22 protein-coding genes are annotated in these 19,613 nt (G+C 63.0%); 8 read left to right on the forward strand and 14 right to left on the reverse strand.

Annotated elements, in window-relative coordinates:
* Window positions 1-45: 45 nt before the first annotated feature.
* Window positions 46-1,128: a hypothetical protein gene (locus ACX3OW_RS01555; RefSeq protein WP_459093977.1), complete on the forward strand. Its 1,083-nt coding sequence runs from the start codon at window positions 46-48 to the stop codon at window positions 1,126-1,128.
* A gap of 195 nt (window positions 1,129-1,323) precedes the next feature.
* On the opposite strand, the gene ACX3OW_RS01560 is transcribed toward ACX3OW_RS01555, so the two are convergent.
* The 6 genes from ACX3OW_RS01560 to sdhC all read right to left on the reverse strand — a co-directional run bounded on the left by ACX3OW_RS01560 (window position 1,324) and on the right by sdhC (window position 5,492).
* Window positions 1,324-2,106 carry a succinate dehydrogenase iron-sulfur subunit gene (locus tag ACX3OW_RS01560; protein WP_459093978.1) on the reverse strand — a complete coding sequence of 261 codons (783 nt, stop codon included), beginning with the start codon at window positions 2,104-2,106 and terminating at the stop codon, window positions 1,324-1,326.
* A gap of 78 nt (window positions 2,107-2,184) precedes the next feature.
* Window positions 2,185-2,469, reverse strand: a complete 285-nt coding sequence (locus ACX3OW_RS01565) for a hypothetical protein (RefSeq protein WP_459093979.1) — start codon at window positions 2,467-2,469, stop codon at window positions 2,185-2,187.
* Complete coding sequence (locus tag ACX3OW_RS01570; RefSeq protein ID WP_459093980.1) at window positions 2,466-2,897, reverse strand: DUF3052 domain-containing protein; 432 nt, start codon at window positions 2,895-2,897, stop codon at window positions 2,466-2,468. The genes ACX3OW_RS01565 and ACX3OW_RS01570 overlap by 4 nt, the downstream gene beginning before the upstream one ends.
* Window positions 2,897-4,708: a succinate dehydrogenase flavoprotein subunit gene (sdhA, locus tag ACX3OW_RS01575; protein ID WP_459093981.1), complete on the reverse strand. Its 1,812-nt coding sequence runs from the start codon at window positions 4,706-4,708 to the stop codon at window positions 2,897-2,899. The genes ACX3OW_RS01570 and sdhA overlap by 1 nt, the downstream gene beginning before the upstream one ends.
* Window positions 4,709-4,713: 5 nt before the next feature.
* Complete coding sequence (gene sdhD / locus ACX3OW_RS01580; RefSeq protein WP_459093982.1) at window positions 4,714-5,106, reverse strand: succinate dehydrogenase, hydrophobic membrane anchor protein; 393 nt, start codon at window positions 5,104-5,106, stop codon at window positions 4,714-4,716.
* Entirely contained in the window at window positions 5,106-5,492 is a 387-nt protein-coding gene (sdhC, locus tag ACX3OW_RS01585) for a succinate dehydrogenase, cytochrome b556 subunit (RefSeq protein WP_459093983.1), read from the reverse strand. The genes sdhD and sdhC overlap by 1 nt, the downstream gene beginning before the upstream one ends.
* Window positions 5,493-5,781: 289 nt before the next feature.
* Between sdhC and ACX3OW_RS01590 the strand changes: the two genes are divergently transcribed.
* Complete coding sequence (locus tag ACX3OW_RS01590; RefSeq protein ID WP_459093984.1) at window positions 5,782-6,363, forward strand: NUDIX domain-containing protein; 582 nt, start codon at window positions 5,782-5,784, stop codon at window positions 6,361-6,363.
* Window positions 6,364-6,713: 350 nt separating this feature from the next.
* On the opposite strand, the gene ACX3OW_RS01595 is transcribed toward ACX3OW_RS01590, so the two are convergent.
* The 3 genes from ACX3OW_RS01595 to ACX3OW_RS01605 all read right to left on the reverse strand — a co-directional run bounded on the left by ACX3OW_RS01595 (window position 6,714) and on the right by ACX3OW_RS01605 (window position 8,596).
* On the reverse strand, window positions 6,714-7,277 hold the full coding sequence (locus tag ACX3OW_RS01595) for a hypothetical protein (protein WP_459093985.1): 564 nt from the start codon (window positions 7,275-7,277) through the stop codon (window positions 6,714-6,716).
* Between the two features lie 53 nt (window positions 7,278-7,330).
* Window positions 7,331-8,134: an AlbA family DNA-binding domain-containing protein gene (locus ACX3OW_RS01600; RefSeq protein ID WP_459093986.1), complete on the reverse strand. Its 804-nt coding sequence runs from the start codon at window positions 8,132-8,134 to the stop codon at window positions 7,331-7,333.
* 255 nt (window positions 8,135-8,389) lie between these two features.
* Window positions 8,390-8,596: a DUF1737 domain-containing protein gene (locus ACX3OW_RS01605; RefSeq protein WP_459093988.1), complete on the reverse strand. Its 207-nt coding sequence runs from the start codon at window positions 8,594-8,596 to the stop codon at window positions 8,390-8,392.
* 72 nt (window positions 8,597-8,668) lie between these two features.
* Here ACX3OW_RS01605 and ACX3OW_RS01610 point away from each other — a divergent pair, with 72 nt between their 5' ends.
* Complete coding sequence (locus ACX3OW_RS01610; protein ID WP_459093989.1) at window positions 8,669-9,310, forward strand: carbonic anhydrase; 642 nt, start codon at window positions 8,669-8,671, stop codon at window positions 9,308-9,310.
* A 389-nt stretch (window positions 9,311-9,699) separates the two neighbouring features.
* Window positions 9,700-9,954 (forward strand): hypothetical protein, encoded by a 255-nt coding sequence (locus ACX3OW_RS01615; protein ID WP_459093990.1) that lies wholly within the window; start codon window positions 9,700-9,702, stop codon window positions 9,952-9,954.
* Window positions 9,955-10,021: 67 nt separating this feature from the next.
* On the opposite strand, the gene ACX3OW_RS01620 is transcribed toward ACX3OW_RS01615, so the two are convergent.
* The 3 genes from ACX3OW_RS01620 to ACX3OW_RS01630 form a co-directional block, all read right to left on the reverse strand.
* A complete protein-coding gene (locus ACX3OW_RS01620) occupies window positions 10,022-10,900 on the reverse strand; it encodes an EamA family transporter (RefSeq protein ID WP_459093991.1) in 879 nt (292 codons plus the stop codon).
* On the reverse strand, window positions 10,900-11,775 hold the full coding sequence (locus ACX3OW_RS01625; RefSeq protein ID WP_459093992.1) for an EamA family transporter: 876 nt from the start codon (window positions 11,773-11,775) through the stop codon (window positions 10,900-10,902). Before ACX3OW_RS01625 ends, ACX3OW_RS01620 begins: the two co-directional genes overlap by 1 nt.
* 304 nt (window positions 11,776-12,079) lie before the next feature.
* Window positions 12,080-13,120 carry an aspartate-semialdehyde dehydrogenase gene (locus tag ACX3OW_RS01630; protein WP_459093993.1) on the reverse strand — a complete coding sequence of 347 codons (1,041 nt, stop codon included), beginning with the start codon at window positions 13,118-13,120 and terminating at the stop codon, window positions 12,080-12,082.
* Window positions 13,121-13,514: 394 nt separating this feature from the next.
* Here ACX3OW_RS01630 and ACX3OW_RS01635 point away from each other — a divergent pair, with 394 nt between their 5' ends.
* A complete protein-coding gene (locus tag ACX3OW_RS01635; protein WP_459093994.1) occupies window positions 13,515-14,597 on the forward strand; it encodes a hypothetical protein in 1,083 nt (360 codons plus the stop codon).
* A 32-nt stretch (window positions 14,598-14,629) separates the two neighbouring features.
* Window positions 14,630-15,820, forward strand: a complete 1,191-nt coding sequence (locus tag ACX3OW_RS01640) for a BaiN/RdsA family NAD(P)/FAD-dependent oxidoreductase (RefSeq protein WP_459093995.1) — start codon at window positions 14,630-14,632, stop codon at window positions 15,818-15,820.
* Between the two features lie 172 nt (window positions 15,821-15,992).
* On the opposite strand, the gene ACX3OW_RS01645 is transcribed toward ACX3OW_RS01640, so the two are convergent.
* Window positions 15,993-16,553, reverse strand: a complete 561-nt coding sequence (locus ACX3OW_RS01645; protein ID WP_459093996.1) for a hypothetical protein — start codon at window positions 16,551-16,553, stop codon at window positions 15,993-15,995.
* 165 nt (window positions 16,554-16,718) lie between these two features.
* Between ACX3OW_RS01645 and ACX3OW_RS01650 the strand changes: the two genes are divergently transcribed.
* Window positions 16,719-17,726, forward strand: a complete 1,008-nt coding sequence (locus ACX3OW_RS01650) for an LLM class flavin-dependent oxidoreductase (RefSeq protein WP_459093997.1) — start codon at window positions 16,719-16,721, stop codon at window positions 17,724-17,726.
* A gap of 301 nt (window positions 17,727-18,027) precedes the next feature.
* Complete coding sequence (locus ACX3OW_RS01655; protein ID WP_459093998.1) at window positions 18,028-19,203, forward strand: GGDEF domain-containing protein; 1,176 nt, start codon at window positions 18,028-18,030, stop codon at window positions 19,201-19,203.
* Here the strand turns inward: ACX3OW_RS01655 and ACX3OW_RS01660 are convergent.
* Window positions 19,200-19,589, reverse strand: a complete 390-nt coding sequence (locus ACX3OW_RS01660) for a RidA family protein (protein WP_459093999.1) — start codon at window positions 19,587-19,589, stop codon at window positions 19,200-19,202. The two genes, ACX3OW_RS01655 and ACX3OW_RS01660, sit on opposite strands and share 4 nt — an antisense overlap.
* Window positions 19,590-19,613: the final 24 nt, after the last annotated feature.

The following is a 19,613-nucleotide window of genomic DNA, read 5'->3' on the forward strand; positions in this document are numbered from 1 at the left end:
ATCTGCAGCCACCACTGGCGGCAGACATCTGGGAAGGGACAACCGATGAACGCATTCCACCAACGCCTCGGCGGTGCAGCATTGATTCTGCTGCTGGCCATTGGCGCGGCCGCCCCGGCCATGGCGCAAGCCCCCGTCAACAAGAAGACCCCGGCCGCCGCCGCCGTCAGTGCCGGTGACATCGACTTCGGCGATGATAGCGGCGACTGGACCCATGACGGGGAATGCGACGACCCCCGCTTCACCGGCGCCGGCGTGGCGGTCGAGCTGGTCGATGCCGATCTGCTCAAGGATGCCAGTGACTGCCGCGCCGCTTTTGAAGCCGGCACGGTGACCCTCAAGGCGGACGCCAATGCTGCGGCGATTGATTTCGGCGACGATAGCGGCGCCTGGACCCATGATGGCGAATGCGATGACCCCCGCTTTGTCGGCGCCGGCTCGGCGGTCGAGCTGGTCGATGCCGATCTGCGCAAGGACGCCAGCGATTGCCGCGCCGCCTATGAAGCCGGCAGCGTGCGCTATGTTGGCGACACCGCCCCCGATGCCATCGATTATGGCGATGACAGCAGTGAGTGGGCCAAGGATGGGGAATGCGACGACCCGCGCTTCTCGGGCAGCGGCGTTGCCAGCGAATTGCTCGACGCCGATCTGGGCCATGACGCCACCGACTGCAAGGCGGCCGTCGCTGCCGGCACCGCCAGCTTTGATGGCGCCAGCGCCGCCAAGGCGATACCGGCCTTCGACTATGGCGGGGACTGGAGCGACTGGGCCAATGACGGCGAATGCGATGATCCGCGCTTCATGGGCGAAGGCACCAACAAGAAGCTGCTGACCGATGATCTGGCCGGCGACGCCACCGACTGCAAGGCGCTGGAAGCCGAGGGCCGGGTGAGCATCCGCACGGTCTATTCGCCCGCCTATCTCGCCGGTGCGCCCTATGACAGCAGCCATATCGACTTCGGCGACAACAGCTCGAGCTACTCCGATGACGAGCAATGCGACGACCCGCGCTTTGAAGGCCCCGGCGCCGCCAACGTGCTGCTCGATAGCGACCTCAAGCATGACAGCGCCGACTGCCAGGCCAATTACGAGGCCGGCACCATCATGCTGATCTCGGAAGCGACGTAAGGGGGCGCTGCGTTCGCAGTCGACACCCTCCCCCTTGCGGGGAGGGATCAAGGGTGGGGGTGGATTGGCCCGGAGGTCGTGGCTCTCGCACCCCCCCTCCCGGCTCGATCACGGAGTTGGCAAGGGCTAACTCCTATCTCGCTCACCCTCCCCGCAAGGGGAGGGTGGACCCGGCGGATGAGACCGATGGGGCTCTCAGGCCGCCTTGCGCTCGACCATCATCTTCTTGATTTCGGCGATGGCCTTGGCCGGGTTCAGCCCCTTGGGGCAGACCTTGGCGCAGTTCATGATGGTGTGGCAGCGATACAGCTTGAACGGGTCTTCCAGGTCGTCGAGGCGTTCCTGGGTGCTCTCGTCGCGCGAATCGATCAGCCAGCGATAGGCCTGCAGCAAAGCGGCAGGGCCGAGATATTTCTCGCCATTCCACCAATAGCTCGGGCACGAGGTCGAGCAGCAGGCGCACAGAATGCACTCATAGAGCCCGTCGAGCTTGGCGCGCTCGGGCACTGACTGGCGCCATTCCTTTTCGGGCGTTGGCGACGTGGTCTTGAGCCAGGGCTCGATGGCGCGGTGCTGGGCGTAGAACAGGCTGAGATCGGGCACCAAATCCTTGACCACCGGCATATGCGGCAGCGGGTAGATCTTGATCGGGCCGCTGGAGTCATCCATGCCCTTGGTGCAGGCCAGCGTGTTGAGCCCGTTGATATTCATCGAGCACGAGCCGCAAATGCCTTCGCGGCAGGAACGACGCAGCGTCAGCGTGGGATCGACCTTGTTCTTGATCCACAACAGACCATCCAGAATCATCGGGCCGCAATCGTCCAGATCGACGAAATAGGTGTCGATGCGCGGATTGGCGTTCTGGTCGGGATCATAGCGATAGATGTGATACTCGCGCAGCCGCTTGGCAGCGGCCGGCTTGGGCCAGGTCTTGCCCTTGGTCGGCCGATCGGCCTTGGGGAGCATCAGTTCGACCATGGGTCGGGTCCTCTTTCTATGTGCCGCTCAACCGGCACCGAATTTCGTCTGATCAGTGTGTGGCGTGCGCAATGCCGCTCAATAGTTCGGCTTGCACACCTGGTTCGATTTGGCGACGTAAGCGTTATAGGCCTTGAAATCGCCCTCGCCGGGCGCGCCGCCCTTCATCGAGGTGATCACCACCCCCATGAAGCGCTCGTCGATCAGCGTCATCGCCGCATCCGCCTTGCAGCTGCACAAAGCATCATTCTGGGCGATGCTCATGCAGACGCTGTAGAATTCCTGCTTCTGCGCCGCACTCGGCGCGGCCAGCGCCGGCACGGTGAGCAGCAGCAACGGGACAAGGGCAGCAAGAATTTTCATCTCAGTTCCTTGCGAATGACCAGTTTGAGGCCGGACCAGGTCTGATCCACGGCGCAGACCTTCACATCGACCAGCCCGAGCGGCAGCACCACGGCGCGGATCACGTCCTCGGTGATGTCAGTGACCATCTTGGCGGCCTGTTTCGGCCAGCTCACCCAGATCATGCCATCGCGGGCGATCAGGTTCATCAAGGGTTGCGCCAGCGCTTCGAGCACGGCGCGCGCCGTGGCGAACAGATGCACATAATCATAGCCGCGCCCAACGCTGCCGAGCTGGTCCGCGCCAATGCTGGAGACTTCGGCAAAGGCGCGGGCGGTGGCGAGATCGGCCAAAGATGCGGGCAGGTCGACGAACAGCGCGCGGCTGCCGTCCTGCATCCCCAGCTTCTGTGCCAGGGGCGTGCCCGAATATCCGGCCGCTGCGCGCATCAGTAAACGCGCGCCTTGGGGGCGATCTTCTTGAGGTCGATGCCGCCTTCGCTTTCCGGGGTCAGCGGATCGACCCGCACCGGACGGTAGCCGAGCTTGACCGCGCCGGTGTCGATATCGATCCAGCTCAGCGTGTGCTTGCGCCAGTTCTCATCGTCGCGGCTCGGATAATCCTCATGGGCATGAGCGCCGCGCGATTCGTGGCGCGCCTCGGCCGACACCACCGTGGTCATGGCGTTGACCATCAGGTTTTCCAGCTCGAGGGTTTCCACCAGATCACTGTTCCAGATCAGCGAGCGGTCGCTGACCTGCACATCCTTGAGCTGGCCATAGATCTCGGTCATGCCGGCCACACCGGCCTGCAGCGAGTCCGAGGTGCGGAACACGGCGGCATCGGCCTGCATGGTATGCTGCATGGCGTCGCGGATTTCGGCGGTCGGGCGCGAACCCGAGGCGTTGCGCAGGCGATCGAAGCGGGCGAGGATTTTTTCGTCCTGCGCCGTGTTGATGCCCGGGATCGGGGCCGCGCGGTCCATCACCGCACCGGCCCGCAAGGCGGCGGCGCGGCCAAACACCACCAGATCGGTCAGCGAATTGGAGCCCAGGCGGTTGGCGCCATGCACCGAGGCGCAGGCGGCTTCACCCACGGCCATCAGGCCGGGCACGATGGCCTCGGGGTTTTCCGGCGTCGGATTGAGCACTTCGCCATGATAATTGGCGGGGATGCCGCCCATATTATAGTGCACCGTCGGCAGCACCGGGATCGGCTCGCGGGTCAGGTCGACGCCGGCGAAAATCTTGGCGCTTTCGGTGATGCCCGGCAGGCGCTCATGCAGCACTTTGGGATCGAGATGATCGAGGTGCAGATGGATATGGTCCTTCTTGGGACCGACGCCGCGGCCTTCGCGGATTTCCAGCGTCATGCAGCGGGAGACGACGTCGCGCGACGCCAGATCCTTGGCATTGGGGGCATAGCGCTCCATGAAGCGCTCGCCTTCCGAATTGGTCAGATAGCCGCCCTCGCCGCGCGCGCCCTCGGTAATCAGCACGCCGGCGCCATAAATGCCGGTGGGGTGGAACTGCACGAATTCCATATCCTGCAGCGGCAGGCCGGCGCGGGCGACCATGCCATTACCGTCGCCGGTGCAGGTATGGGCCGAAGTCGCCGAGAAATAGGAGCGGCCATAGCCGCCGGTGGCCAGCACCACTTGCTTGGAACGGAACCGGTGCAGCGTGCCATCATCGAGCTTCCAGGCGATGACGCCCTGGCAGGAGCCGTCCTCGCCCATGATCAGGTCGAGCGCGAAATATTCGATGAAGAACTGCGCATTGTGCTTGAGGCTCTGGCCATACAGCGTGTGCAGGATGGCGTGGCCGGTGCGGTCGGCGGCGGCGCAGGTGCGCTGCACCGGCGGGCCTTCGCCAAACTCGGTCATGTGGCCGCCAAACGGGCGCTGGTAGATCTTGCCTTCCTGGGTGCGGGAGAACGGCACGCCGTAATGCTCCAGCTCATAGATCGCCGCCGGGGCTTCGCGGGCCAGATATTCCATGGCGTCATTATCGCCCAGCCAGTCCGACCCCTTGACGGTGTCGTACATGTGCCACTTCCAGCTGTCCGGCCCCATATTCTGCAGCGAGGCGGCAATGCCGCCCTGCGCTGCCACGGTGTGGCTGCGGGTGGGGAAGACCTTGGTGATGCAGGCGGTGTTGAAGCCCTGCTCGGCCATGCCGAGAGTGGCGCGCAGGCCCGCGCCACCGGCGCCAACCACGACCACGTCGAATTCGTGGTCGATGAGTTCGTATTTGGCCATCAGGCTTAACCCCAGAAGACGAGCTTGAGAATGGCAGCGATTCCCGCCACCGCGATGATGATGCAAAACAGCGTGTTGAGCAGCATCAGCAGGCGATAGAGACTGCCGGAAAAATAGTCTTCCAGCGTGTCGCGCATGCCGTTGCGCATGTGAATGGTGACCACCGCCAGCAGCGCCGCCAGCGGCAAGCCGATCCAGGCATTGCCCAGCGTGGCGACCATGTCGGGCCGGTCCTGCCCGGCCAAGCGAATGACGACAAACACCAAAAAGCCGATGAAGACGATGTTGATCGCCCCGGTCACCCGCTGGGTGATGAAATGGCGGGTCGAGGCTTTGGCGTTGCCATATTTGGTTTTGGGATTGGCGACCATGTCGCCGGTAATGACGGTTTCGCGCATCATGCCATCCAGACGAAAACGGTCCAGACCACCAGGGTCAGGACGATGGAACCCACCAGATTGGCCCAGGCCAGCATTTCGCGCTGCCCCGGCTCCATGCCGATGATGAAATCCCAGATGAAGTGGCGCAGGCCGCCCAGCATGTGGTGGAACAGCGCCCAGGTGAAGCCGAACAGCACCAATTGGCCGAACCAGCTGCCATAGACAGCGTTGATAGTGTTGAGCATTTCCTGGCTGGACGCGGCAGCGCCGAGCCACAGCACCAGCAGCACGGTGCCGGCGTAAAGCGCGATGCCGGTGGCCCGATGCGCGATCGACATCGTCATCGTGATGGTCCAGCGGTAGATTTGCAGATGCGGAGAAAGCGGGCGGGATCGAACCGTCATGGAGCCTCGCTGGCATGCGGCTGAGCCGCTCACAGTTTGGAATGGTTCGAGACTTCTAGCCCCCAAAGGTTACAAAATCAAAGCGGGAAAGCGCCTCCCGCCTCCAACTTTTGGCGCACACCGCACTTTGTTCGTATGGCGCACGACATGTTCGCGGAGCGACGGACCGGACCCCCGCCAGCATGCTGCCGGTTTGCCCGCAGTTTTCTTTCAGCATGCTGCTATTGTGCTGGCGCTTGTCTGGCAGGGGCCAAGCGCGGCATAGAGGTACTCTCTATAAGGAGCCGCCATGACCCAGGATATCACCATCAATAGCGTCACCCCACTGGCGCATGACTGGGGCCGGCTCGACCGTTATGACGTGACCCATGCCCGTCGCGACGGCAGCAGCCAGACCGTGCAGCGCGAGGTCTATGACCATGGCAGCGCCGCCGCCGTGCTGCTTTATGCGCCGGCGCAAGGCACCATCATCCTGACGCGGCAGTTCCGCCTGCCGGTGCATCTCAATGGCGACCCGGCCTGGCTGATCGAGGCGCCGGCCGGCCTGCTCGATGGCGAAGCCCCGGCCATCGCCGCCCGTCGCGAGGCCATCGAGGAAACCGGCTACGAGCCCGATGCCATGGTGTTTCTGTTCGACGCCTATATGAGCCCCGGCTCGCTGACCGAAAAATGCGCCTGTTTCCTGGGAAATTATACGCCGGGCCAGCAAGTCAGCGCCGGCGGCGGGCTGACGGCCGAGGGCGAGGATATCGAAGTGTTCGAACTGCAGCTGGAGCAGGCGCTGGAGATGATCGGCAGCGGCGAGATCAATGACGGCAAGACGATCATGATGTTGCAGGCGCTGGCGTTGAAACTGGCAGCGCGCAACTGATCCCGCGCACTGAAGCATCGCGGCCTTCGCCCTCCTGGGAGGATGAGACAGCGCAACGTTCGCCCCCAAACGCGATAGGGCTGGCGATTTTCGTGCACCACTGAAGCGGCCGCTCCCGACCCCGTAGGGGTCGTTGGCGCAGCCCTTTCGATTTCCCAAAGGCGGTAATTGGGACCAGGTTCAAGCACGGACGATAGCTGAGGTCGGGTACTGACCAAAAGCTATGCCCTACGCGGGTTTCAACCGAGCGCTATCGACGTTCGCCACCATTGCGAACGGCGAAGAGGAGCTAGACTACCTCTTCGGCATCAAAGATCTCGGCGTGATAGCCGTCGCGAGTAGTAACCAGGTCACGCAGTGGTTCCGCCGCCGCTCGTAGCGGGCTGAACATAGAGTTTCAGCGTTTCCTCGGGGTTCTGCGCGGACTTGTAATCGGTACCACTTTGCTCGAATTTCAACTGGACCAGCATTTCTTGCATAACGTCGTTTGACGTGCGCGTCGTAGCAAACAGAGCAGCTCCTTTGACGGTAGGGAAAAGCTCCTTGAGGAGCCGCGTCATCTGGCCCTTCTTACGGTGATCGACGTCGAGGAATATCCAGCCCAACTCGTAGGGAAATCCTTTGGGGTCTAGTCCGCTCTTCGCATTTGCAAACACCTTGGACCGGTATCCTGCCGCGGTTTTTTTAAACGCCGCGGTGCCTACCACCCTCTCTTTGTGGATGATGAAACCGAGACGGAAAGCTCGCTGCACTCGGCCACGTACGCCGTCTGCCACTTCGCCACCTTCCGCGACCTTTGCAGAAAACTGATCGAGTTCGTCATCGCTGCAACTTTTCGGGGTCTTGACCACGATCTCGTACATCTTGTCGCGTTCCGTATCGTGGACGTGATTGGTCGCAATTTTGAGAAGCAACTTAGCATCGTCGTCAGTAATGTCGCTGTCAGCCGGCTGGGGCTTCGAAGGGTTCAGTTTGCCGCCCCGAACGACATGTTTGAAGAGCGCTTCGTCTTCTCTGATTTGCTGAATGAGCTTGTTGACGTACGTCGTGCGGGATTGCTGCCGGACCGGATCTTCCCGCTTGTCCTGACGAAAGAGCGTGCGGAGCTGAAATTGACATCGCTCGTATCCGCAGTCAATTTGGCGACCAGCCCCTGTATGGCGCTGAGCGTGCTTTCGGTATCACCGAGCTGATAGTCTGCCCAACCGAGCTGGTCGGACATGCTCTTGATGCTACTATCAAGCGATGACTCGAGATTACCGAGCTCTTCAGTCATGCGGTCGGCCGCGACCTCGAAACGGGCAGCAAAGGCACTCGCTTCGCTATCGAGGAAAAGTCTCAGCAACTCACTGGGATGAAGGGGACGGTTGCGTGCTCCATCGCGCCGGCAATAGATTCCTTTCGGCGTACAGTGCGGTTTCGTCTGGCTCGGCGGCACCTCTATCCTGAGGATCGGCTTGTCTTCCAAGTTCTCGATGTAAATATCGATCGAGACTGGCGGAATACAGCTGACTGCCTTGTTCAGCACCTGAAGGATCGTCGCATCGCTGACATCACAGCCGCGGACAACGCCGACTTGAGCGTTTGCGACCACCTGTTCGTCGACGCCGGCCAAGATATGGCCACCGCCTTCAGAGTTGGCAAAAGCCACAAGATCGTCGGCGCTGATCCCGCCGGGTGAGCGTTTGAAGTCGGAGCGTCCGCTTTCCCCTTCAGCGAGGAGTTCACGGGTTAGTTTGCTCAGGTTCTTAATGCGCTTCTTGATGGCCATTTCTCGCCCCGGTCATTCTGGCGCTAAAAGCGTCTGCAAAGGGTCGACAGTTGTCACCCCAATTTCACGTTTGCATCGCTTAACTTCATGGAACGTCTTTGCAGACTCGGCAAGTCATGCCTGCTTGCACGTCGCAGCCTAATCTGCAGGCCGAATGGCTGCTTTCCGCCAGGGCGGCGCCAAGAACGGACAGACCGCTTCCCACCCCATTCCAGACCTGGGCCATGCAATGGGGGACGCGGCGGCGAAGCTGCACTAGAAATCCACCAGCTTTTTGTCGGGATCGTAGGGTTGATCCTTGGCGAGGCGGGTGACGGCCTGGCCGCAGCGCATTTTTTTCGAGAAGCCGTCATAAGCGTAGCTGGGGGCGCCATGCAGCTGCCAGCCTTCGCTGAGGGCCTTGGTGACCTTGTGGCAGAAGGCGGAATCGTCTTCACCGGTGAGAAAGCGATAGATAATCATGCATGGCCCTATTGCACTATGAAGCGATGGTAGCAGTTGATCTCAAACGCTCTTATCGCTAATCCAGAAATCATGCATCGTTTTCCCGATCATCTCCTCAAAGGCCACGCCAACTTCATGGCGGGTCGTTATGCCCGTGAGAAGGGCCGAATTCGTGGCCTCGCCAGCGAGGGCCAGCATCCCACAACCATGATTATCGCCTGCTGCGACAGCCGCGCCGCGCCGGAGATGATCTTCGATGCGGGGCCGGGCGAACTCTTCGTGCTGCGCAACGTCGCCAATCTGGTGCCGACCTATCAGCCCGATGGCGGCCAGCACGGCACCTCGGCCGGCATTGAATATGCCGTCAAGGCGCTGGATATCGCCAATATCGTCATCATGGGCCATGGCCGCTGCGGCGGCATTCGCGCCGCATTGGCGACCGACCAGCGCCCGCTCGACACCGGCGACTTCATCGGCAAGTGGATGAACATGCTGGGCGACCTGCCCGGCCAGCTCAGCGGCAATGGCTTGATGACCCCGGCCGAGCGCGAAACAGCGCTCGAACGCATCTCGATCCGCAACTCGATCCAAAATCTGCGCACCTTCCCCTATGTCGCCGAATTGGAAGAAGAGGGTCGGCTGGCGGTGCATGGCGCCTGGTTTGATATCTCCACCGGTGAATTGTGGATCATGGACAATGAGAGCGGCGATTTCGTCCGCCCCGAGATCTGATCTCGAGCGCTTTTGACTGGCCGATCACTGCCGCGTGAAGTCTTGCTCAAGCGGTCACGCGGCCGTGATAGAAGAACACCCCAAAAAAATAAGCAGTTAGTCTGCGCCATTCCATAATATTACATGGAGGCGCAATGCCATTTTTAGCGTTGCCTGCGAACCATCGTGGTTAATGTCAAATTATCTTGGCCGATACGGCCTGCCTTAGTCTGGCCAGAACTGCCCGCAATTTGCCCCGGAATTTCCCGGTGGCCGCCGAGTTTTCGGCGCTGGCGAGACACATTGCACCAGCATTGTCTGTCTCACGGACCGCAGGAGAACGGCCCGTCGGGGATCGGCTAACCGGTCACCGCTTTTTTCCTCTCCCCCAACATTGGAGCTCAACTCCCATGAAGAAGATCATTCTGTCGTCCCTCGTCGTGCTTGGCCTGTCCACGGCCGCCTTTGCCCAGGCTGCTGCCCCTGACTTCGCCTCGTTCGACACCGATGCCAGCGGCGGCCTCACCCTGGTCGAAGCCCAGGTCGCTTGGCCGGACCTCAACGAGGAGTCTTTCACAGCCGCTGACACCAACGCCGATGGCGAGCTGTCCGTGGAAGAGTTTGACGTTCTGGCCGCAACGACCCCTCCGGCAGCTGCCGGCTAAATCAGGCTGCCCAGTTTTGGGCAACCGAACAGCCACCCCGGTTTCCGGGGTGGCTTTTTTTGTTGCCTCAGGCTGACGTGCTGGCCGGTACGGCGCGGCCGCGCAGCACGGTGACGACAAGGCCGGCCACCACCAGCAGGGCGCCGCCGACCTCGACCGGGGTAATGACCTCGCCCAGCACCAGATAGCCCGACAACAGGCCGGTGATCGGCACCAAGAGGGTAAAGGGCGCCACCACCGAGGCCGGATGCTGGCCGAGCAGCCAGCTCCAGATGCCGCCGGCCAACAGCGTCGCCGGATAGGCGAGAAAGGCGATCAGCCCGGCATCGCGCCAGCCGAACCCGGCCAATGCCGCCAGCACCACCGGCGGCCCTTCGAGCCACAGCGACAAAGCCAGCAGCGGCAGCGGCGCGGCCAGTGCGCCCCAGACGGTAAAAGCCAGCGCATTGACCCGGCCGGCCTTTTTGGTCAGCACATTGGCCACCCCCCAGCTCAGCGCTGCCAGCAGCACCATGCCCAGCGGCAGCAGCGCCGTGGCGGTGAGACGTTCGGTGGCGATCACCGCGATGCCGGCAAAGGCGATGGCCGCACCCAGCAGCTGAAACCGGGTCGGGCGTTCGCCGAGCAGCATAAAAGCCAGCGCCATGGTGAAAAACGCCTGGGTCTGCAGCACCAGCGAGCTGAGCCCGGCCGACATGCCCCAGGCCAGCGACAGATTGAGAAAGCCATAGAGCGCAAAGCCGAAGGCCAGCCCGAACCCGGTGACCAGCCACCAAGGCGCCTTGGGCGGGCGGATAAACAGCACCGCCGGCAGCGCCGCCGCGACAAAGCGCAGGCCGGCGGCCAGAATCGGCGGCAGCGCCTCGACGCTGAGCTTGATCATGACGAAGTTGAAGCCCCAGATCGCCACCACCAGCAGCGCCAGCCCGATATGACGCAGCGGCATCAGGCAGCCCGCAACCGGGCCAGCAGCCGCGGCCCGATAATGGTGAGCACCAGGCCGACAAAAATCAGCGCGCTGCCGGCGATTTCAAGCAGGCTCACCTGCTCGCCCAGCAGCACATAGGCGGCGGCAAAGCCGACCACCGGCACCAGCAGCGAGAAGGGCGCGACCAGACTCGCCGGATGCCGCCCCAGCAAGACCGCCCAGCCGACATAACCGACGAGGGTCGAGCCATAGGCAATGAACAGCATCGACGCCAGCGCCCGCGGGCTGATGCTGAACAGCTCCACCACCACCTGCGGCCCGTCGATCAGCAGCGCCAGCGCCAGCATCGGCAGCGGCGCCACGAGGCTACTCCACACCACGAAGCCCAGCATGTCGATCTTGCCGGCGCGCTTGGTCAGAATGTTGGAAATGGCCCAGAACAGCGCCGCCAGCAGCGTCATCAGCAAGGGCATCAGCATGGTGCCACCCAGATGCTCGGCCCCGATAATGCCCAGGCCGAGCAGCGCCACGAGCGCCCCGCCCAGCTGCGGCAGCGTCGGCCGTTCGCCAAGGAACAGCACCGCCAATATCATGGTGAAGAACACCTGGACCTGCATCAGCAGGCTGGCCAGTCCCGCCGGCATGCCGAACTTCATCGCCGCGAACAGCAGGCCGAACTGCAACACGCCGACGCTGAGGCCATAGGCGATCAACAGCCACCAGCTCACCGGGGGGCGGCGGATGAAAAATACCGCCGGCAGGGCGCAGCCGAGATAGCGCAGCCCGGTCAGCAGATAGGGCGAGATTTCAGCGACGCCCCATTTGATGGCGACGAAATTGAGCCCCCAGATGAACACGACAGCAAGGGCCAGCAGGACATCGCGGATGGGCATGGAAGGACTGTGGGGTTGTGGAGCGCGATCGTCTCAGCCGCTCGATCTGGCTCCCTCCCCCTTATGGGGAGGGCTGAGGTGGGGGGGGGTGGGCGGCACCATTCAGCACCGCCGCTGGAGTAGCCTTAGCGCGTTTCACACCCACTTGGTATCGTCGGCTCTTTCGCCCCCTCGCCCCTCAGGGGAGAGGGTTGGGGTGAGGGGTGAAGGCCCATCGGCAGAAGCCGTGAGGCTAAACCCCTCATCCGGCCCTATCGGGCCACCTTCTCCCCTCAGGGGAGAAGGGAAGTGCGCCGTCGGCGGCTTAGGCCGCGCGGGGCTTGAGGCCGAGTTCGATCAGGGTTTCGGCGATCTGGATGGTGTTGAGCGCCGCGCCCTTGCGCAGATTGTCCGAGACGACCCAGATATTGAGGCCGTTCTCGATGGTGACGTCTTCGCGGATGCGGCTGACAAAGGTGTCGTTATCGCCGACGCTCTCGACCGGGGTGGCGTAGCCGCCCGGTTCGCGCTTGTCGATCACCGCAACGCCGGGCGCTTCGCGCAGCACGTCGCGCGCTTCATCGACGGTGATCGGATTTTCGAACTCGATATTGACCGCTTCGGAATGGCCGACAAACACCGGCACGCGCACGGCCGTGCAGGTCACCTTGATCTTGGGATCGAGAATCTTCTTGGTTTCGGCCATCACCTTCCACTCTTCCTTGGTGGAACCGTCTTCCATGAAGACGTCGATATGGGGGATGACGTTGAAGGCGATCTGCTTGGGGAACTTGTTGCCATTGCCCGGGCTGTCATTGACGAAAATGCCCTTGGTCTGGTTCCACAGCTCGTCAATGCCTTCCTTGCCGGCGCCCGACACCGACTGATAGGTCGAGACCACGACGCGCTTGATCTTGGCGAAGTCATGCAGGGGCTTGAGCGCCACCACCAGCTGGGCGGTTGAGCAATTGGGATTGGCGATGATGTTGAGGCGGTTCGGATTGGCCAGCCACTTGGCGAGCGACGGCCCGTTCACTTCTGGCACGATCAGCGGCACATTGGAATCATAGCGCCAGAAGCTGGAATTATCGATGACGATGCAGCCGGTGGCGGCAATGCGCGGGCCCCAATCCTTGGCGATGGTCGAGCCGGCCGACAGAATGGCGAAATCGACGCCCTTGAAGTCGAAATCATCAAGGTTCTTCGCCTTGAGTATCTTGTCGCCATAGGAGATTTCCCGGCCGATCGAGCGCGACGACGCCAGCGCAATCACCTCGGAGGCGGGGAACTTGCGCTCCGCCAGAATATTGAGAACTTCCCGGCCCACATTGCCCGTGGCCCCGACGACAGCGACGCGATAACCCATTTTTGAACTCCAGTTCCTAACCAATTTCCGCCCCCGCGCGACGTAGCGTCGCGGCCATCCGGTGCCTTCGCCTCTCCCCGTCGGGAGACGACCCGGGGACAAGCGTCAGGCGGTTTTGGTGGTTTTGGTCATGAGGGCAGCGACGCCACCGGCCAGTGGCCGGGCGGTTGCAGGGTCTGCAATGTCGAAAAAGCTGCGCATCAATTGACTGCTTCGGTTGGAAAGCAGGAGTTCTCATACTCCGTAATAGGAAAGAGTCAATGCAATTGCCGGGCCGGCGGCGCAATGGTGCTGATTTGCAACAGCGGCTCTGTTAAGACGGTGTTAAGGAACAAAATTGTTGCGGCATTAGCGGCTTCCGCGCCGAAATGGCGGAACGTGCGAGGATAGGGCGATGCGGGCTGGCGCGATTGCAGGGGCATTGATGGCGACGGCGCTGCTGGCGAGCGGCGCCCATGGCCAGGACGCGCTGTATTTCAGCCCCCAGCTGACGGCCGACTTCACCGCCCCCAGCGCCTTTGACGGGCTTTATGCCGGCGTACTGCTCGGTCCGATTTCGGCGCGCAAGAATAATTTCAACAGCGCCGGCGCCGACATCCGCCCCGAACTTGGCGCGGTGATCGGCTGGAACCAGCCCGTCGCGCCCGGGGTGATCCTAGGCGCTGAGCTACAGGCGACGGTCGCCACTGACTTTTCCAACGCGACCTATCTGCGCGCCATGGCGCTGGCCCGGCTCGGCTTTGCCGCCGGCGACAATAGCCTGATTTATCTGCTGGGTGGCGTCGGCCATCTCGGCGAAAGCTGGGCCTTCGAGGCCGGTATCGGCGCTGAAGTGATGGTGACCGACGCCATGGCGCTGCGGCTCGAAGCGGCCGGCATCGGCCAGCTCGGCCCGGTGCCCAATGGCAATGACATTCCCGCCATTTCGGCGATGCGCATCACCTCGGGCCTGCTCTGGCAGCTCGATGGCGGGGCGGCTGCCACCGGCTTCAACAGTGGGCCGGCAACCGACTTCAGTGGTCCCTATGCCGGCATCAATATTGGCGGCCTGACCGACCCGCAATTCAACTTCTTCGATGATTACGGCTGGGGTTGGCATTTGAGCCGCTTCGAGATGGGCGGGTTGGCCGGCTATAATTACGCCCTCAATGACAGCTTCCGCGCCGGTATCGAAACCCAGCTCGGGTTCAATTTCGATACGTCGGGCGATGCCGGGCTCGACGTGCTGGGGCTGGCGCACATCGGCGTCGTGCCCACCGACGGCGTGCTGGCCTATGTGGCGGGCGGGCTAGGGCTGGTCGAGGGCCGCGGCGCCTATGTGTTTGGCGGCGGCGTCGAATATGCGCTGTGGGGGCAGGCGAGCCTGCGCGGCGAGGCACTGCTGCTTGGCCGCATTGATGGCGCGCCGGGCCTGACCGGGGTCAGCGGGCCGAGCACCAGCAAGGTCACCATTGGCACGGTGTGGCACTTCGACTAAGAGCCACCCTGTCGCCAACGCAGGACCAAGCCATGCCCCATTATGATGTCGTGATCCTTGGCGCCGGTGCGGCCGGCATGATGGCGGCTATCGAGGCCGGGCGGCGCGGCCGCAGCGTGCTGCTGGTCGACCACGGCAAATATGCCGGCGAGAAAATCCGCATCTCGGGCGGCGGGCGCTGCAACTTCACCAATATCAACGCCACCATCGAGAAGGGCCGCGACCGGTTTTTGAGCCAGAACCCGCGCTTCGCGCTGTCGGCGCTCAGCCGCTATACACCGGAAAACTTCATCGCCATGGTGCGCGACCACGGCATCACCTTCCACGAAAAGACGCTGGGGCAATTATTCTGCGATGGCCCGGCCACCCAGATCAACACCATGCTGCTGGGCGAAATGCGCCGCGCCGGGGTGACGCTGGTGCTGGAAACCTCTGTCGAAAGCGTCAGCCGCGAGGAGACCGGCTTTGCCATCGCGCTCTCGACTTCGTCGATCACGGCGGAAAGCCTGATTGTCGCCACCGGCGGCAAATCCATTCCGAAAATGGGCGCCAGCGGGCTGGGCTATCAGCTCGCCACCCAATTCGGCCTGCGGCTGACCGACACACGGCCGGGCCTCGTGCCGCTGACCTTTGAGACCGGCGCACTGGAAAAGCTCAAGCAGCTCTCCGGCATCGCCGCCGACGCCATTGTCAGCCATGGCAAGACCGCCTTCGAGGAAGCGCTGCTGTTCACCCATCGCGGCCTGTCCGGCCCGTCGATTTTGCAGATTTCCTCCTATTGGCGCGAGGGCGACGCCATTGCGGTGGATTTGCTGCCGCATCAGGACGCCGGCGAGGCGCTGCGCGCGGCGCGGCAGGCGACGCCAAGGCTGCAGGTGCAGACGGTGCTGAGCCAGATGCTGCCGAAGAAGCTGGCGCAATTGCTCGGCGAAGAGCTGGATATGGGCGGCATGATCGGCGATTTTTCCGACAAGAAGCTGGCCATTGTCGAAGCGATTTTGAAGCGCTGGACGCTCAAGCCCGTGGGTTCGGAAGGCTATCGCACTGCCGAAGTGACGCTGGGCGGGGTGGATACGCGCGATCTCGACGCCAAGACCATGGGCGCGCGCGACGTGCCCGGCCTCTATTTCATCGGCGAAGTGGTGGACGTGACCGGCTGGCTCGGCGGTTATAATTTCCAATGGGCCTGGGCCTCAGGCTGGGCAGCCGGCCAGGCGGCCTAGGGGTTTTTGCAAGCACCTGCATTTAAACGCGGTGTCATCCCGGCCTTGAGCCGGGACCCATCCTGAGATGGATACTCTTGGCGTGATCGGGGGATGGGCCCCGGCTCAAGGCCGGGGTGACATCGAGGGTGGGGCAAGCTCACAGGCCCGCTGCATCCTCGGCGGCAAAAACCTAAAACCGGAAGCCCAGCCGCACGCCGACATTGGTATTGGCCCGGGTCGTGCCGCAGGTGCCGAAATCGGGCAGATGTTCCACGGTGCCGATCAGCGAGGTGCCCAGCGGCAGGTTGAGACCGACGCTGCCGGCGACGCGGGCGCCGACGCCGCAGCCGAAATTGCGCGCCGGATCATTCTCGGGCGCAGAAAACATGCTGCTGCGCAGCACGCCACCGGCGCTGGCTTCGACAAACACCGGCAGCACCGGCGCCTGAAAGGTCCAGCTCAGCCCGGCATAGCCATAAGAATCCTGGCCGCGAAAGCTCATCGTCGCGCCCAGATGCGGGCGCAGCTCGCCGATCAGTGTCCAGGCATTGAGATCGGGCACGGCGAACAGCAGCTCGACATTGGCGTCGCCGATGCGGTTGGCATCGAGCAGCGGGCCACCGCCATCGACGCCACGCGAAAAGATGCCGGCGCGGACTTCGGGCAGGAAATTGAACTGGGCCTGCGCCGCTGGCACGGCCAGCAACAGCAGCGCCACGATCAGGCCAATTCGCTTGCAGAACATACGCATGGCTTTGGCTCCTTGCCGTCAATCTGCGATTGAGCGCGCCGGAGCCGGATCGGCAAGGTTTGATTCAAATTGCAATGAATCAGAGGTTACCGCGCCAAGATTGCCATCTCGCTTTCATCGCATTTTGCCGATAGAACGCCGCGATTGCTCCAAAAGGAAATTGCCATGGCCGCCCAATTTGCCCTGTCGCTGCAGGACCTCGCCCCGATTGCCGAAGGCACCACCACCGCCCAGGCGATGGCTGAAACCATTCTGCTGGCGCAGGAAGCTGACCGGCTGGGCTATCAGCGGCTGTGGTATGCCGAGCATCACGGCATGCCCTCCATTGCCTCGTCAGTGCCGGAAATCCTCATCGGCAGCGCCGCTGCCCATACCAAAAACCTGCGCATCGGCGCCGGTGGCGTCATGCTGCTCAACCATGCGCCGCTGCGCATCGCCGAGGCCTATCGGACGCTGGAAGGGCTGTTTCCCGGCCGTATCGATCTCGGCCTCGGGCGCGCGCCGGGTGGCGATGGCTATGCCATGCGCGCCTTGCGCAGTGGCGGCGGCGAGGAATTTTCCGCCTATCTGGCCGAGCTGATGGCGTTTGACGAAGACAGTTTTCCGCCCGAGCATCCCTATTCGCGGGTGCCGGTGTCGCCGGGCGGGGTGCGTCTGCCGCCGATGTGGCTGCTCGGCTCGTCGGGCGCCAGTGCCCAGGCGGCCGGACAATTGGGCATGGGCTACGCCTTTGCCGCCCATTTCAGCCACACCCCGCCGGCCCCGGCCTTTGAAGCCTATCGCTATGGCTTCATGGCGAGCGACGCCTTTCCCAAGCCCAAAACCATGCTCTGTGTCTCGGCCATCTGCGCGCCGACCGACGAGGAGGCGCAATATCTGTCGCATTCGCAGGCGGTGAGCTGGGCGCTGTTCACCACCGGCGAGCAGCGCAAGCTGATGGCCCCCGAAGAGGCCCATGCAAGGGTGCTGACCGCGCAGCAGCAAAATGTCATCGATCACCAGTCGACGCTGTGGATTGTCGGCTCGCCCGAAACGGTGCGCGACGCGATTGCGGAAAAGGCGGAAGCCTGTGAGGCCGACGAGGTGATGATCACCACGACGGTGCATAGCTATGAACTGCGTCGGCGCAGCTATGCGCTGATCGGCGAGGCGTTTAGGGTGGCGGGGCGCTAGGCGCCCACCGTGTCACCCCGCTTGGCATTGTTGTTGCAGTCGACACCCTCCCCCTTGCGGGGAGGGATCAAGGGTGGGGTGGTTTGGCCCGGACATCGGGGCTCTCGCACCCCCTCCCGGCTCGATCACGGACTTAGCAAGGGCTAAGTCCTATCTCGCTCTCCCTCCCCGCAAGGGGGAGGGTGGCAGACTGATCGCGCAGTGACTTATCGCTCAGTCGCCCCACAAACTCCCGCCCTGTTAACGTCTCGTTTTGCCCCTGAACGCTAGGATCGGCGCCATCTGACCACGGACTGGTTTTATGAGTGCCGCAGCCTTCGTGCTTGCCATTAATCTTTTTGTTGCCGGCATCTTTGCCACCGCCTTCGGCGTCGTGGCAGCCTATCAGCGCTCGGCCATCGGGGCGCGCTGGCTGGCGTTTTCCTATGGCTTCGGCGCCCTTTACATGGTGCTCGAATTCATCCTGCCCTATCAGGATGACCATCGCCTGGTCAGCTTTGGCATTTTCGCAGTCTTCCTGATCGCGCTGGCCAGTGGCGTGATCGGTCTCGCCCATCATTATCGGCTGGTTCCGCCCTGGCGGCCGCTGCTGGCCCTGATCGGCGCATCGCTCCTGCTCAACCTCTCGATTCTCGACATGGAGCGCGAAAGCGCCCTGCGCAATTTGCTCTACCAGCTGCCGTATTTCCTGGTGCAGGTGGTGGGCATTGCCGTACTCAGCCGGCTGCCCAAAAAACGCGCGCTCGATATCGCCCTGTTCTGCCTTTACCTCGGCGTGGCGCTGCACTTCCTGGCCAAGCCGATCATGGCGATGGCGATCGGCTCCGGGGCCGCGCCGCAAGACTATCTGGCGTCCAACTATGCCGCCTATTCGCAGACGCTGGGGGCCGTGCTGCTCATTACCAACGGCCTGCTGACTCTGCTGATCATTGTCCGTGACGTCATGGCCGAAATGACCGCGCGGTCGGAAACCGACACGCTATCGGGCCTGTTCAACCGGCGTGGCTTCGAGGAACGCGCCAGCCGGCTGCTGCGCCGCGGCACGCCCGGCGCCATGGTGGTGGCCGACCTCGACCACTTCAAGACGATCAATGACAGTTTTGGCCACGAGGCCGGCGACCTTGTGATCACCGCCTTTGGCAATGTGCTGACCGCCACCGCCGATACGCGCGCCGTGGTCGGCCGGCTCGGCGGCGAGGAATTTGCCGTGTTCATGCCCGGCGCCAATCTGGCGATGGCGCGGCTTTATGCCGAGGGGGTGCGCAGCGGCTTTACCGGATTGTCGCTGGCCCATCTCGGCAGCAACCGCCAGGCCAGCGCCAGTTTCGGCGTGGCCCAGCTGGTGCCGGGCGACAGCCTGTCGGACCTGCTGCGGCGGGCCGACGCCGCCCTGTACCACGCCAAGGCCAATGGCCGTGACCGGGTGTCGACGGGTGATGAAGCGGCGCTGACTCGGACGAGTGGGTTGTCGGCCTAGGAGTTGGCGGCGCCGATGCGGGCGGTGACTTCGATTTCGATTTTCATGCCGGCTTCGATCATCTGCACGATCAGCATCGAGGCGGCGGGGCGGATGTCCTTGAACACCGGACCGACGGCCTTCACCACCGCGTCGACGTCAGCGCGGTCGCCTGCATAATACACCACGCGCACGGTGTCCTGAATGGACGAGCCGGCTTCGCGCAGCGCCTTGTCGATGGTGGCCAGCGCATTGGCCGCCTGCTGGCCGATATCGTCGGGCATGGTCATGGTGGCGTAATCATAGCCGGTGGTGCCCGAGACATAGACGGTATCGTCATGCCGCACGGCGCGGGAATAGCCGAAGGTGGCTTCAAAGGGGGAACCGGTGGAAACGCGCTGCACCATGATGGGGCCTTTTGGGGGTGGGTG

The organism is Devosia sp. A449, from assembly GCF_054489375.1.